The organism is Candidatus Methanoperedens sp. BLZ2, from assembly GCF_002487355.1.
Classification (GTDB): domain Archaea; phylum Halobacteriota; class Methanosarcinia; order Methanosarcinales; family Methanoperedenaceae; genus Methanoperedens.
The window spans coordinates 75,943-91,243 of the sequence record NZ_NTMG01000083.1; the positions used below are offsets into that span (position 1 = coordinate 75,943).

General features: G+C 33.7%; 11 protein-coding genes. 4 read left to right on the forward strand and 7 right to left on the reverse strand.

Translation table 11 applies throughout. From position 1 onward, the window contains the following. Nucleotides 1-34: 34 nt before the first annotated feature. Both CL181_RS18270 and CL181_RS18275 read right to left on the reverse strand, forming a co-directional pair. Nucleotides 35-1,138, reverse strand: coding sequence for a hypothetical protein (locus tag CL181_RS18270; protein WP_097300753.1), 1,104 nt, complete (start codon nucleotides 1,136-1,138; stop codon nucleotides 35-37). Between the two features lie 28 nt (nucleotides 1,139-1,166). Then, nucleotides 1,167-1,865 (reverse strand): glycosyltransferase family 2 protein, encoded by a 699-nt coding sequence (locus CL181_RS18275; RefSeq protein ID WP_097300754.1) that lies wholly within the window; start codon nucleotides 1,863-1,865, stop codon nucleotides 1,167-1,169. Between the two features lie 480 nt (nucleotides 1,866-2,345). Here CL181_RS18275 and CL181_RS18280 point away from each other — a divergent pair, with 480 nt between their 5' ends. The 3 genes from CL181_RS18280 (at nucleotide 2,346) to CL181_RS18290 (ending at nucleotide 7,763) form a co-directional block, all read left to right on the forward strand. Next, nucleotides 2,346-4,154 carry a family 16 glycosylhydrolase gene (locus CL181_RS18280; protein WP_176505321.1) on the forward strand — a complete coding sequence of 603 codons (1,809 nt, stop codon included), beginning with the start codon at nucleotides 2,346-2,348 and terminating at the stop codon, nucleotides 4,152-4,154. Nucleotides 4,155-4,484: 330 nt separating this feature from the next. Further along, nucleotides 4,485-5,828 (forward strand): family 16 glycosylhydrolase, encoded by a 1,344-nt coding sequence (locus CL181_RS18285; protein ID WP_097300756.1) that lies wholly within the window; start codon nucleotides 4,485-4,487, stop codon nucleotides 5,826-5,828. Nucleotides 5,829-6,155: 327 nt separating this feature from the next. Further along, entirely contained in the window at nucleotides 6,156-7,763 is a 1,608-nt protein-coding gene (locus CL181_RS18290) for an alginate lyase family protein (protein WP_176505322.1), read from the forward strand. A gap of 120 nt (nucleotides 7,764-7,883) precedes the next feature. Here the strand turns inward: CL181_RS18290 and CL181_RS18295 are convergent, their stop codons facing one another. Beyond that, complete coding sequence (locus CL181_RS18295) at nucleotides 7,884-8,648, reverse strand: class I SAM-dependent methyltransferase (RefSeq protein ID WP_097300758.1); 765 nt, start codon at nucleotides 8,646-8,648, stop codon at nucleotides 7,884-7,886. Nucleotides 8,649-9,731: 1,083 nt separating this feature from the next. On the opposite strand from CL181_RS18295, the gene CL181_RS18305 reads away from it, so the two are divergent. Next, nucleotides 9,732-10,445: a class I SAM-dependent methyltransferase gene (locus tag CL181_RS18305; protein ID WP_097300760.1), complete on the forward strand. Its 714-nt coding sequence runs from the start codon at nucleotides 9,732-9,734 to the stop codon at nucleotides 10,443-10,445. A gap of 171 nt (nucleotides 10,446-10,616) precedes the next feature. Here CL181_RS18305 and CL181_RS18310 read toward each other — a convergent pair whose 3' ends face one another. The 4 genes from CL181_RS18310 to CL181_RS18325 form a co-directional block, all read right to left on the reverse strand. Continuing rightward, nucleotides 10,617-11,471, reverse strand: a complete 855-nt coding sequence (locus tag CL181_RS18310) for a family 16 glycosylhydrolase (protein WP_097300761.1) — start codon at nucleotides 11,469-11,471, stop codon at nucleotides 10,617-10,619. Between the two features lie 18 nt (nucleotides 11,472-11,489). Next, entirely contained in the window at nucleotides 11,490-13,163 is a 1,674-nt protein-coding gene (locus CL181_RS18315) for a hypothetical protein (RefSeq protein ID WP_097300762.1), read from the reverse strand. A 103-nt stretch (nucleotides 13,164-13,266) separates the two neighbouring features. Beyond that, nucleotides 13,267-14,184 (reverse strand): glycosyltransferase, encoded by a 918-nt coding sequence (locus tag CL181_RS18320; RefSeq protein WP_176505323.1) that lies wholly within the window; start codon nucleotides 14,182-14,184, stop codon nucleotides 13,267-13,269. A gap of 4 nt (nucleotides 14,185-14,188) precedes the next feature. Further along, nucleotides 14,189-15,163, reverse strand: a complete 975-nt coding sequence (locus CL181_RS18325; protein ID WP_097300764.1) for a glycosyltransferase family 2 protein — start codon at nucleotides 15,161-15,163, stop codon at nucleotides 14,189-14,191. Between the last annotated feature and the right edge of the window lie 138 nt (nucleotides 15,164-15,301).

The following is a 15,301-nucleotide window of genomic DNA, read 5'->3' on the forward strand; positions in this document are numbered from 1 at the left end:
CTGAGCCCACAAAAATCAATATTAATGTTCATGATCACACCTTAATCCTTATCGCCCCTTTCATGAGCATTATCTCTCTTCCTGGCTCTATTGTTATTGCGTCAGTATTCTTCATGACGATAGTATCGCTCGTAATATCCGTGACCCGGAATTCGCTATATGTGTTACCTATAACAATAGATTTCTGGTCACCATACTGTTTTATATCCACGGTTACATCACTCATGTTGACCTTCGTGGTTTTGATCAGTATTGCTTTTTGTTTCTTGAAATCGTCTATTCTCCCAAAGTACTTCAATTTCATCCAATATTCCATTGTTGAGTTCTCAGTACTTTTGAAATCCCTGACCACTCTGCCATCCTGCATGATATTCACCCTTGTCATCTTATCTTCTATGGACAGGAGATTAACAGAATAACCATTCTGTAATTTATAGCTTTCATTTACCTTAATTTTTACATCCTTAACTTCCAGCAGGACAGGAAGCAAGAAGTTCGCTAAGTCAGGGATCAAACGTTCGTATGATTCCCCAACGAAGACCTGGATTTCATTCTTTTTAGCACTGGTATAAACTGCATCTCCTATATTCACTTTTCCGCCAGAATTCTTAAGTATAAGTTTTTCTCCTGAATTGAAGATGTAAGTAAGAAGGTCTCCATTTTTTTCCAAATTGTACTTTGATTCTTCTTTTTTCGATTCATTAGATAAATCCTGGGCTATACTGTTATCAATAATAGGCGATACCTGAAATACCCGCGTCCTGTATGTCTCATTGTTTTTCATGATCCGGAACTCAAACCTCAGGTATCCATTTGCCGTCTTTGGTGTGATCGTGATAGTCTGATTAAATGTCTCATTGGCTGGAAGTGGGATATCTTTCGAATATATCTCTTCTCCTGCGATCCTGACTTTTAACTTATATTCTATGCTTTTTGCTTCATGGTTATCAAGTATTATCCTGAAGTCTACGGGTTTTCCAGAAACAATCTGGCTTTCGTTCTTGACATAGAACCTGGTTGTGTGAAATTGGATGTCATCGGCCTTATCCAGCTTGAGCTTTGTGATTGTAAGATAAGCACCTGTGCCCCCTGCTGCGGTCAGCAATATGAGGAGAATCAAAAAAGGGTGATTTTTCATTTATAATTTATTTTTTTATTATTTCACATTAATCTTTGATATATTCTTTTACTATTACATCAAGTATTTTCCATCCATCCCTGAATGTATTTAGATTTGAATTTCCATTCATTCTGTGCGCTTCGAAAGAGGGTATTTCCTTGACCTTAAGCCCTGCTTTTATAACACGTATAGATTGTTCAGTCTCTATCTCAAAACCTTTCGAAGTGCACTTCATTTTTTGTATTGCCTCTTTCTTGAATGCCCGGTACCCATAGCAAAGGTCCGAGTACTGTGACCCATACATATAGTTAACAAGGCTCACGAAAATATTATTCCCGAATCTCCTGAAAGGTGTGAAATCAGCCGAACCCCCACCCGGAATCAAACGTGACCCGTGTGAGACATCATAACCATCCAGTACTGGTTCCAGCAGCCCTGGCATTTCTCTTGTGTCGTGGCTTCCATCCGCGTCCATGATTACAACTATATCCCCGGATACATTCTCGAAACCAGTTTTAAGTGCTTGACCTTTTCCGCGTCTATTTTCAATAATGATCTTCGCATCTTTTCTGTATTTCTTTATCTCTTCCCTTGTTCCATCTGTCGAGTTCCCATCAACGACCAGTATTTCGTCAACAAATTCAGGAATATTGGAAAAAACATTTTTTATGTTCGGGCCCTCATTTAAAGTAGGAATAACAATACTTATTCTTTTTTCTATACCATATTTATCTATCAATGACATTCTTGTCTCACTTCTTTTTGGGTCAAATATTATAATAATAGACTATCTCTTTTATTTTCCCGTACCACACGCATAGTTTCAGATTGTACTTTGTCTTATATAAACTTATCTACTTCGTATAAATATTTTAACTGATTGTGATACTAATCATGAGGTGATTGGAATTTTACTAACGTTCATCAATCTTTTATGATTCTATAATCCCTGTATCAAATTCTTTTCAAAATCCAAATATAATTCATCTGAAAATTATCATGCAATAATTTAGCTTCTCATCATAATAATAATTAGCATAGGTAGGTATATAAATAATATTGTTTATTTTAAAAAGTGAGGTTGTATTACATTATGGTTATCATTATGAACAAGATAAAAAATAAAATAATAAAATTACAAAAGATTGGGCGTATAGAAAGAGTATACGTAATTTTAATTCTACTCTTTCTTTCTATATTAATATCTTCGGCAGCTACATTAAATATGACCGTAACCAGCCCATCAACCAATCTTGCACCCAACTCCGGTTTTGAAACTGATCCCTTAGTTGACTATTTTACCTACGGAAAAGGCACTTTTACCTGGGCCAACGATGCAGCACACACTGGAAGTCGATCAACTAAAATAGTCTCCATCCAACCCACGGGATCATATGCGCGATGGATGGGCAAAACTGATAAGACATCAGGACAGGCCGGGAGTGAATATTCTGCATCTGTCTGGATGAAGTCAATAAGTGTCGTCCAGTATGGAAAGCTTGTTATTAACTTCTGGGACGCATCCTTGAATTATTTAGGGGGCACCGAGTCATCTGGATCTATAAGAGGCACCACAGATTGGACACAGCTTGCAGTTCAGGGTATTGCACCTTCGAAGACTGCCTTTGTGAGGGTCGAATTCAGGCTCTATGGTCCCGGCACATTATGGGTGGATGACGTGAATTTGGGTTTGAAAACGGCCACCTCCACACCAGCTCCAACACCTGCACTGACTCCAGCATCTACTCCAGCATCTACTCCAGCATCTACTCCAGCATCTACTCCAACTCCTACTCCAACTCCAGCATTCAGTCCATTATTCAATCTTGCACCTAACCCCGGTTTTGAAAATGATCCTGCAGTTGACTATTTTTCCCACGGGAACGGCGCTTTTACCTGGGCTACTGATGCAGCACACACTGGAACTCGTTCAAGCAAAATAGTCTCAAGCCAACCTGTGGGATCATATGTACGATGGTTGAGCAAGACGGATAAGATATCCGGAAAAGCTGGCAATGAATATGATGCGTCTGTCTGGATGAAGACTAACAGCGTCACCCAGTATGGAAAGCTTGTTATCAACTTCTGGGATGCATCCTTGGGGTATTTAGGCGGCAGGGAGTCATCTGGATCTATAAGAGGCACAACAAATTGGACCCAGCTTAAAGTTCAAGGTATTGCACCTTCGAAGACTGCCTATGTGAGGGTCGAATTCAGGCTCTATGGTCCAGGCACACTATGGGTGGATGACGTGAATTTGGGTTTGAAAACAGCAGCCTCTACACTAACTGCAACATCTACCCCAACCCCAACCCCAACTCAAGAACCAACGCCTAATCCAACTCTAAAACCTTCGGGTTCTTATACTCTTTTCTGGAGCGATGAGTTTAATGGAAATACATTAAGTTCTGATTGGAGAGTGTATGGCGGTAACCAGTCTGGAGCTACTTCTGATACATTATTCCACTCAAATATGGTGAAAGTAAGCAATGGTCAACTTCATTTGGGTATAGCAATGAATCCATCTAATGGAAGAAAATATATTGGTGGGGGTGTTGATAATCTTAATTCAGTAACCGGAAAATTAACACAAGGAAGATGGGAAATCAGAGCAAAAATGCCACAGGGATTTGGCGCAGACGGATACATCGGGCTTTATAAGTCGGACGGTAAATGGCCACCCGAAATAGTAATTGTTGAAAACATTGGAAAACGACCAACAATAGCATATTTCATTCAGGTTTATTCTAACACTCTAAATAAACCTGCGTATGATGTGACGCAGGTAACTGGCACAACTTGGAATACTGGATTTCATGTATATACATTTGAATGGGATAACTCTACATTAAAATGGTATGTTGATGGTAATTTAAAGAAGACTTCCAAACAATTATATCCAACCGTTCCGATGAAATTTGGTATGGGTGCATGGAGCGGAATCTGCGGGTCTGATTGGCCGGATTGTGCGAGTTCAAAAATACTTCCGGCATATTTGGATATTGATTATGTACGCATTTATCGTAAGAATTAATGAAAGGATTTTAATCCTTTCTTTTTTTTCATTGCGCCAATAATTGAGCTTCAGTCAAAATAAAAAGAAACTTGACATAATGTCAAATGATCCTCTAAAATTCTTCGCTTGGTGTAAATAAAGAAATTTATTCCCTTTCTGATAACAATAATTGCAAAATGTGTGATCACTAAGAATTTAAATTAATGCAAATGAGATATTAATTACTTAAAAACTAAACAGTATTAATATCTACAAAAAAACTATAAAAACTATAAAAATTGTCGATTTCTTTTTAACCTTCTAATAAAATTAGTTATTTTATAAATAAAATGTATCATAGTGATAATCATGAGGGAAATAAACCGAAAATTAATAAGACTGAAAATTATGGAACATATAAAAAGAATATATATTGTTTTATTTACACTATTATTTTCCATATCAATATCTTCAGCAGCTACTTTAAATACGAATCCGACCGTAACCAGTTCATCAACCAATCTTGCACCCAACTCCGGTTTTGAAACTGATCCCTTAGTTGACTATTTTACCTACGGAAAAGGCACTTTTACCTGGGCCAACGATGCAGCACACACTGGAAGTCGATCAACTAAAATAGTCTCCATCCAACCTACGGGATCATATGCGCGATGGCTGAGCAAAACTGATAAGATATCGGGACAGGCAGGCAATGATTATTCCGCATCTGTCTGGATGAAGTCAATAAGTGTCGTCCAGTATGGAAAGCTTGTTATTAACTTCTGGGACGCATCCTTGAATTATTTAGGGGGCACCGAGTCAGCTGGATCTATAAGAGGCACCACAGATTGGACCCAGCTTGCAGTTCAGGGTATTGCGCCTTCGAAGACTGCCTTTGTGAGGGTCGAATTCAGGCTCTATGGTCCAGGCACATTATGGGTGGATGACGTGAATTTGGGTTTGAAAACGGCAGCATCTGCACCAACTCCAGCACCTGTACCAACACTTACACCAACTCCGACTCCAAAACCTTCGGGTTTTTATACTCTTTTCTGGAGCGATGAGTTTAATGGAAATACATTAAGTTCTGGTTGGAGAGTATATGGGGGTAACCAGTCTGGAGCTACTTCTGATACATTATTCCACTCAAATATGGTGAAAGTAAGTAATGGTCAACTTCATTTGGGTATTGCTATGAATCCATCTAATGGAAGAAAATATATAGGTGGGGGTGTTGATAATCTTAATTCAGTAACCGGAAAATTAACACAAGGAAGATGGGAAATCAGGGCAAAAATGCCACAGGGATTTGGCACAGACGGATATATCGGGCTTTTTGGATCTGCTGGAAAATGGCCACCCGAAATAGTAATTGCTGAAAACATTGGAAAACGACCGATAATAGCATATCTCATTCAGGTTTATTCTAACACTCTAAATAAACCTGCGTATGATGTGACGCAGGTAACTGGCACAACTTGGAATACTGGATTTCATGTATATACATTTGAATGGGATAACTCTACATTAAAATGGTATGTTGATGGTAATTTAAAGAAGACTTCCAAACAATTATATCCAACCATTCCGATGAAATTTGGTATGGGTGCATGGAGCGGAATCTGCGGGTCTGATTGGCCGGATTGTGCGAGTTCAAAAATACTTCCGGCATATTTGGATATTGATTATGTACGCATTTATCGTAAGAATTAATGAAAGGATTTTAAGAAAATAATAACTTTAAAAACCCGTTCCTATTTAATACAAAAGCGCTTCTTTACACCCAGCGTAAATTATAAATACCATCGTTTGTATATGCGAAAAAACTATAAAAACAGTAAAAACTAAAAAAATTATCGATTTCTATTTAACCTTATAATAAGATTAGTTATTTTATAAATAAAATATATGGTAATGATCATGAGAAAAATGAACCGAAAATCAATAAAACTGAAAATATTGGGACATATAAAAAGAATATATATTGTTTTATTTATACTATTATTTTCTATATCAATATCTTCAGCAGCTACTTTAAATATGAATCCGACCGTAACCATCCCATCATCCAATCTTGCACCTAACTCCGGTTTTGAAACCGATCCCACAGTCGACTATTTCACCCACGGGAATGGCACTTTTACCTGGACAACCGATGCAGCAAACAATGGAAATAGTTCAACTAAAATAGTCTCCAGCCAACCCGCGGGATCATATGCGAGATGGTTGAGCAAAACAGATATCATCTCTGGACAGGCAAACAATGATTATTCTGCATCTGTCTGGATGAAAACAATAAATGTCGCCCAGTATGGAATGCTTGTTATTAACTTCTGGGACGAATCCTTAAACTATCTGGGCGGCTACGAGTCAGATAAATCCATGACTGGAACTAGTGACTGGACTGAGGTAACAGTTCAAGGTAATTCACCTTCGAATACTTCCTATGCAAGGATCGAATTCAGGTTATATGGTCCAGGAGAACTCTGGATAGATGACGTAAATTTGAGTTTGACAAAAACAATCCCTACGCCTGTACCATCATCAACCCCTACACCTGTACCAACAGCAACACCTTCAGGGTATACATCCGATCACCCGGGCATGTATCTTAATGCTAATGAGATAGATGCCATCATAAAGAAAGTAGACTCCGGGCAACAACCGTGGAAAGAGGCATATGACAAATTTATGAATGAAGATGTTCCAGCAGCATTAAATACAAAAATTCAGAGTGTTACTTATGGGGGAAAGGTTCCTCCCAGCGGAGATATACATGATTATTTTTCTGAAACTCCATATACAAGTGACGGCGTTTATAACCCATATGCAGATAAATCCGACTATTACGGAGCTATTGCAGTTGGAAAAGCAGTGAGAAACCTGGGATTGGCGTATGCACTTACAGGAGAGAATAAATATGCGGATAAGGCTGTACAACTTATCAATGCATGGTCTGTCAATCCTGAAACAAGAATGAATCCTAAATTTACAGATTTTAATGGTCAATCTTATGTTGAAATCCCTATTACATTGACAGGTATGTTCTATGGGGCTGATTTGATATGGAATTATCAGGGTTGGAATGTTGCCGATAAGAATGTGTTTAAATCCTGGGTTGGAGATATAAGTACCAGCCGTGGAAGATCTAAAGAATCCACCCCTACCAATTATGAAAACTGGAAAGTATTATTTGTCAGCTCATCAGCAGTGATAACAGGTGATAACAATGATATGGATTGGGCATTTCAATATTGGAAGGAACTTGTTCCTATTCAGATGGACGAAAAAGGTCAAATGGTGAATGAACTTCGTAGAACCAGATCTCTTTTCTATTCGCTTTTTTCAATCAATGCGATGACACAAACTGCGGAGATTGCCCGTCATCGCGGTATAGATCTATATAATTATAAAACCGATGATGGAAGAGGACTTGAGTTAGCTTTTGATTTTCATGCTCCATATTTAGCAGGTAAAGAAAATTGGCCGTATCAAGAGATACGTCCGGATCTATTTGAATATGCAACATTTGAACTTGCTCACTCATTTAAACAGAAGCCTTCTTACAAGGATGTTATCGATAAAGCAGGAAGACCTGTGTATGAAAAAAGAACAATGGGACCAGTGACACTTACGCACGCAAAATAGTCAAACTTTGAAACGGCACAATCAATCGCAGCAGAGCTGCGAGGCATGATTATGCCGTCATTTTGTAGTTTTTTTCATTCAAAATCCAAAGTCTTCTTTTTTTCCTTAGTTCCTAGTTTTTCAACATATTTTTTTTGAATATTTTATCAATATGAACATCTTAAATTTGGATGGCAATAATTTGTCAAATATGGTCCATAAATTTATCAAAATTTTTGAGTGCATAAATAATATAAAATCTCCTCTTAGTATAAATTCTTCTTTAATAAAGCCAAATTCTTTTAATTTTGTATCTATAGAGTTTGGAGAACAACATCTGAAATATGTTGGATATATGTCTTTATCGTCTCTTTTTGATACTATTTTCATTAATATTTTGTGTAGTTTCAACGGAGTAAATTTTCCAAATAGATTAACAGGATTATATACATTAGGCAATACCATTATTAGGATACCATTATCTTTTAAAAGTCTAAAAAATTCCTGAAATACAACATCGGGATATTCAATATGTTCTAATACGGATTTTGTAGTAATTATATCCACAGTCCCATTTCTTAAAGGTATGTTCTCAAGATTACTGAGAATAAGACTATCATAATTAACATTATCTCTAAGAGAGCCTAAGTCAATATCAATTCCGATTGATTTGTCTGTCAAATACTTATCTGTTCTATCATTCATCCATCCACATCCTGCATCTAAAAATATCATTTCTGGAAAAATATTTTTAGATATCAATTTTTCATATTCATCCCATATTGATTTATAACCAGGATGACGATATTTTAAATATTTCAAAATCTTTTTGAAATAAGAATGATCTTCTTCAAATTTCTGCATTCTCTTCAATTGAGATAGATTATATCTTTCTTTATTTTTCATAATTTATCAATCGGTGAAACTACATTATAATCTCAATATGTAAGTAATTATCGACAATGTATTTGAATTCCGACCTCTGGACTCCGTCCAATTAGTAGACAGTGAGTTCATTGAATATCTATTAATCTGTTTGACTTCTAAGTATATTGTTTTATAAATAATTTCTAAATTTATTAAAATCTCATTTTCTAAAGGAGCTAATTGTTAAAAATTCTAATTTTATTGTATTAAAATTAAAAAAAAAGATATAAAGCACGAAAAATTCCAAAATACCCAAAACAAAAATTCCAGTTTATGAACCATATTTGATCGAAAAAGACCTTTGAATATTACTCCCCAGAATGGCTAGAACAATCCGTAAGAAATCGTCTTCTTCAAAGTACCCGAAGAGCGTACCGGTGGGATATTATGATGATGATATGGGATATATTTAATATAGAGTAAGGAATTTATAGTTGCCAAGTGATGCGAATAATTTACATTGAAGTTATTTAGTAGGATAAGTGTCGAAAAATGCGAGCTATTTTCTATTTACATCGCTTTCTTTGCGCCTGAGTTTTTGCCGAACTTGGGAGGGGTGAAAACGTATGCAATTTGGAAAATTTAAATCATAATAATGAATAAAAGTGCATCCCTATTGATATCTAAACTGTAACGTTCATAATAAAAATTTTAAAATAATAATTGTTGTCGATGGAAATAAAAAGCTCAAACAGAAAATAGAATCTGAATTCAAAACTACTGCAATAAATGGAGAATAGTGTTCAAAGAGGTACAATTAAAAAAATGTTTGTTGACAGAAATAAATTATATATACCAAGGATCTTTATCTGAAGGAAGATTGAAATATGATCTTGGTCAAGTCATAAATATAATATTTGTAAACAAACAAATTTTTCACCAAGAATATAATTATCTGAAAATACTATTCGTATCAATTTTAAGAACTTGTTTCGATGGGAAATTTACAACATTTATATTGCTATCACTAACCATTCTGTATGTGTTTGGTTATATAAAGAAATGTACCAGTGATATTGTAGGTTTATAAATCAAAATAATAAATATTAGGAGGAAAAAATCGTGAATAAAAAAATTTTTTATGAAAATAAATATCTACAATTAAATCCATCAATGCATGTAGAGGATATTCCAAAAAAGTTTGATAGATTGATGTCAGTATTTAATTCAGATAATAAATATAAAAAAGTCTTGGATATCGGATGCGGTTCAGGTGTATTAATAAATATGATGGCAAATGAGCTATTTCCTGAGATTGCTATGGGATGTGATATTTCTTTAAATATTTTATCACAAAGTAAGAAATTGGTACCCTCCAATCATTATATCAGGTGTGATGGCTTGTCATTACCTTTTAAGAATGATACGATTGATCTAGTTTTAATAACTGATTTGGTGGAACATGTAAACCAGCCAGATAAATTACTGTATGAAGTTGAAAGGGTATCAAAAGAAATGTTAATAATTATCCCAATTGAATCAGGTTTTTTTTCAGATATTGCATTCAAATTTATGCGCTTGATTGGTTTAGAAACTAACATTGAAAGGTATGGTCACATTCATAGATTTAAATCAAACAAATGTAAAAACCTTATTGAAAAATCTGGATTTAATATTGTTAATTCTAAAATTATGAAATCGTGTGGATCGCAGATGCAGAGAACTATATTTGGAAAACTCCATTCAAATCTATCTAGTTTAATAAGATTAGTATCAAAAGATATTGATCAATCACTTTTAGGAGGTTATGAATATATCGCGTTTTGTCGTAAATAAGTGCTTTATAATCCTGAGTCATTTTATTTAATTATGTTAGATATATGTTAGATATATATTAGGACATCGAGCTTTGTTAATGTATTACAACTGATATCTTGGCAATTGTTAGGGAATTTTTCATGAAAAAATAAACAAAATAGACTTCAATGCGATCGTATTCTAGGCAGATTATATTTTATTATATACACGAACATAGTCGATATAATAGTATTGAGGGAACACAACTGTCGAATCTGGGTCACCCGGCCAGTTTCCACCCACAGCTGTATTCAAATACAGGTACATTGGAATATCGGGAACGTATAAAGTTGACCTGAACCTTTCTTTGCCATCAATAATCCATCGTATCAATCCCGGTTGCCATTCAATGGCAAAAGTATGATAATCTGAAGAAAAATCAGGAACATTCAAATCCGATATCATGTAGTCTTCTTGATTAAAACATGATAAAGTTGCTTTGGATGGATTTTCGCATTCCCAATGGTTTGTCATATAAATTTTTCTTGTATCATGCCCAAGCAATTCAAAAACATCAATTTCTGGGGGCCATAATCGATCATTGGGTACTAGCCAGAAAGCAGGCCATATTCCTTTACCTTCTGGGAGTTTCGCACGAATCTCAAACCAGCCATACTTCTGGAAAAACTTATCGCGTGAAATTACTGATCCAGATGTATAGTTATATCCTTGGTAATTTTTTTTTTCACTTCTTAATATAAGAGTTCCATCCTCAATATATACTTCATCTGGAATATAAATCTCTAATTCATTATTCAGAGATTGAGGATGCCTATTCTCTTTAGACCATTTTGAAGTGTCCAGCGTTTTATCATTGAAATCATCATTCCAGACAAGAGTATAACCTGAAGGGTCTTGACTAGATGGCGATATGGAGATTTGAATAACTATTATAATTGGAAATATTATAAATATTAACATGAAAATATCACAAATATGGATTAAGACAGATTTATGTGATAATGAATTCATAATATTTATTTTACTGTTAGATGTGGTTTTCATTATTGAATCTATACCAGATTACCACATAAGATGTTTATATATTTCGTAATATCCATTTGTATATATTAATTTAGACGTATTGTCTGATTCTAACCACAATTTAATGGAATCATATCCAAAGACGTACAGAAGGAAATTATTTGTTTGTTTGGAATATATAATATATGTTGATTCCTCCAAAGAGGCATTGCTTGGATTGTAAATTCCTGAAACATATGCGCTTATACCTCCCCTTTCGTAAAAGGGCAAGGGATGATAATAATCCAACAAAGGACCAAAAACATAATTTACAAATATAGGATGTTCATTTCCCGGTTCCACTCTCAATGCAAAAAATTTTGAACCGTATAATTCTGTTGTATAAATCATATTTATACTTTCTGAATCATAATGCGCAGGAATATGAAGAAATGCAAAAATCACCATAATTCCGATCAATATTTTATTGCGATTTGAAATATTTAATATGATATAAGTTGCAGCTGGTATAATGCTATATATATATAATCTGTCATCAATTTCACCACCATATTTGACGAGTAAAAAAGATCCAATACCTATAAGCCACACGATGCAATTGATCGATTTCTTGTTATTCAATAAACTTTTATTATAAAACATATTCAATGTAATTAGAATTACTAAAATAATGTATATTCCAAGATAAGTATGGGACAACATTTTTGATATTTGGAATATCGTACTTGTTCCCGCGAATTCTACAGGATTCCCGATTGTTATGAGTTTAGAAAAATTGTCTATTATAAGTTTGATTATGCGTGGTGCAAAAAAATAATACCATGAAAAGAAGACTGTTATCGAAAAAAGCATTAAGGTTCTTAACCTTCTTTCAATTAAATACATAATAAATATCACGACGATCACCACTAATGAGGTCAATAAATGCGTTACAACAAGAGCAGAAATGAGTAAGATTAATGGAATATAAAGTCTATTTTTTCGATTTATACAAATATCATTTAAGCATATAAATATCATAACAAAAAATAGGTAGGCTATGGACGGTGGACCATAGTAATATAAAAATAATATAAATGATGTAAGGATTATAAAAGAGAGTAAGAAGGATTGATTCGGAGAGAAATTAAAGATTTTTCCCGCAGCATATGTAAAATAAATCAGAGCGATTATCCAGAATAGTGGCATATACTTTATGAGAGACCCTAAACTAACATTTCCAATTGAAATAATGAATGCTGATATTAGATGGGTAGCTGGCCACGAATTATAGGATAAGAGGTTTGCAGAATTGGTATCTATGTATTTACTTTCTAAAATATTTTGAACTCCTCCTGCAGGATGGTAAGACCAGGCGAACCATGCATTTTCTTCGGCAAATATCGGTAAACCAAAAAGATATAGACCTATAACTAATAAAAAAATTATATATATTAATGTGTTTTGATATTGTTTATCTAAATATAAACTTATTGAGCCAAATATTAGTATCAAAAATCCAATCCAATAGGCAAGGGTTAAATGAGAAGTTAATCCAAGAAAATCTGTACTATTGACGACGACCGGTTTGATTTCCATTATAGCATAAAATAATAATATCAGGCTGATAGCTACAAAAATCAGGTATATTTTTGAATCTTTGGGTCCACTAAACAATGATTTTGGATATTCAAATTTTTTTGTTGAACTGATGTTTTTTTGATTTCTTAACATATTGAAACTCTTACTTTATGCTGTTTTGTATTTTTTCTTGAATAAATATGATAAGACACAGACAATTTCATAATTTATATCAATTTCTAATAATATATGAATTTTAGATAAATAATTTTTTCAATTTTATTGATCCATATAGCCTTCCGAGACGATATCCGGATATGCATAAGAATGCTAATAAAGGTTCGTATAGACAATATCTGTCGCAATCCCAAAATAACCTGGCAAATAATCTGAAATAGAATAAAGCGAAAGCGAGCATAAGCTTTAAATAGTCCATTAAGATATTTTTTAGATTAAAATCCATAAAATAATTATGTTTTCTATATAAAAGTACACTTCCATATCCATAGCTAAATTGTTGTTTAAATAAGGACTTCATATTTGATCTATGTTTATGAATTACAATGGCATTTTGGTCATATACTATCTTATATTCTGTTTCTAATTGCATCCTCCAGGCAAAATCAGCATCTCCACCTGAAATCAATTCTTCATCAAAATATCCTATTTTATTAAATATCTCTTTTCTATAAGCGACATTTGCTGTCATGGGATATGGTAGAAACTCTGAATTCAATGTATTTTTTTGAGACATAATATCTTTTTTTGCATAATATTCCTCCACGATATTATTCCATTTTGCCGATAAAATTTCACCAGCGACACAACCAACTGAATTTTCTGAAAAACTCTTCACTATATTAATTAACCAGTTTTTATCGACAACACAGTCCGCGTCTGTGAATACTATTATTTCGCCCTTAGCATTCATAACCCCCATATTCCTTGCTGCATAAGAACTTCTTCTTTTTTCAAAAAACAATTTTAACTGTGGAATATTTCTTTGAAACTTTTTAATTAATTCAACTGTCTTATCCATGGATTCATTATCAACTATGAGAATTTCATATTTATTTTTTGGGTAATTAATATTCATTAAGGAGTTCATCAAATTGTTAATATGGTTAGCGCCATTCAGAACAGGTACAATTATAGATACACAAGGTTTTTCCAAAATATCACACCTTTTCCCCTTCAACTACCATCGTTTCGACATGGCAGATAATTTTGTGCTTGTTTTTCCTTTTTTTTTTAAAAATTTCAATACAGGCGCAGAAGTATCCTCGAAATTCATTTGAACTTAATCTAAGTGTGGCCATTAAAAATAAACCAATAATGGATATCCAGAATGCAAATCTTTTCAGAAGTGTCTGAGGAAAATTTTTCTGGAATAAATAAAAATGATTCTCTAATAACATTTCCGCTCTATATCTCTCAGAATCCCTTGACACTGGAGATATTTTATGAATAAGTTCTGCAAATGGTGTGAATATCACTTTGTATTTTCTTGATACCCTATACGATATATCGCAATCCTCCATAAAACTATATCCTTTAAAATGTTCATCAAAATGAAATTCATCCAGAACATTTCTTCTAAATGCCATATTTGCACCTTGTACACATTCTATCATTTTGATTTTTTTTTCGCATGCTATATATCTGGGAAGTCCTGACGGTAGAAAATATCCATTACCATACCTGTGCAAAAAAAACAGAAAGAAAAAAACATTCCTTATTTCTTTTATAAATGAATTATTTATTAACTTTGAAAATGTCCTTGTTGCCATATCAGCCTGAATCATGTTTCCTGTCACTAACCCAACATTCTCATAAGCATCGAATATTTTTAAAATGTGATTCACATAATCATCATCTAATATTACATCATCGTCTAGAAATATTATTATTTCCCCTATACTTTTTTCGATTCCAATATTTCTTGCCCTTGTTAAGCCAGCTTTGACTGCATAATGTTTTATGATCTTATTTTCTCGAATAAATTCCTTCAAATGATTGATTTTTTCCTCAGAATTACTTGAATCTATTATGATAATTTCCCCGGGTTTAACAGATTGAGCAAAAATAGATTTCAAACAAATCATCAAATCGAGGGGTCTATCTTTAGTACATATTATTATAGAAACTTTCATATATTATACAACTCAGAGCCAAATATTATTAATTTATATAGATCAAAATATTGATATACCTTATGCATAATGAATTTACTTCATAATTTTATATTTCTATTGAATATGAATACTTTAATTATGCCCAATGCATACGGA

Bases quoted from the DNA above. Each gene is read 5' to 3' on its own strand.
- CL181_RS18270 (WP_097300753.1), bottom strand. From the start codon at position 1,138: ATGAAAAATCACCCTTTTTTGATTCTCCTCATATTGCTGACCGCAGCA.
- CL181_RS18275 (WP_097300754.1), bottom strand. From the start codon at position 1,865: ATGTCATTGATAGATAAATATGGTATAGAAAAAAGAATAAGTATTGTT.
- CL181_RS18280 (WP_176505321.1), top strand. From the start codon at position 2,346: ATGACCGTAACCAGCCCATCAACCAATCTTGCACCCAACTCCGGTTTT.
- CL181_RS18285 (WP_097300756.1), top strand. From the start codon at position 4,485: ATGAGGGAAATAAACCGAAAATTAATAAGACTGAAAATTATGGAACAT.
- CL181_RS18290 (WP_176505322.1), top strand. From the start codon at position 6,156: ATGAATCCGACCGTAACCATCCCATCATCCAATCTTGCACCTAACTCC.
- CL181_RS18295 (WP_097300758.1), bottom strand. From the start codon at position 8,648: ATGAAAAATAAAGAAAGATATAATCTATCTCAATTGAAGAGAATGCAG.
- CL181_RS18310 (WP_097300761.1), bottom strand. From the start codon at position 11,471: ATGAAAACCACATCTAACAGTAAAATAAATATTATGAATTCATTATCA.
- CL181_RS18315 (WP_097300762.1), bottom strand. From the start codon at position 13,163: ATGTTAAGAAATCAAAAAAACATCAGTTCAACAAAAAAATTTGAATAT.
- CL181_RS18325 (WP_097300764.1), bottom strand. From the start codon at position 15,163: ATGAAAGTTTCTATAATAATATGTACTAAAGATAGACCCCTCGATTTG.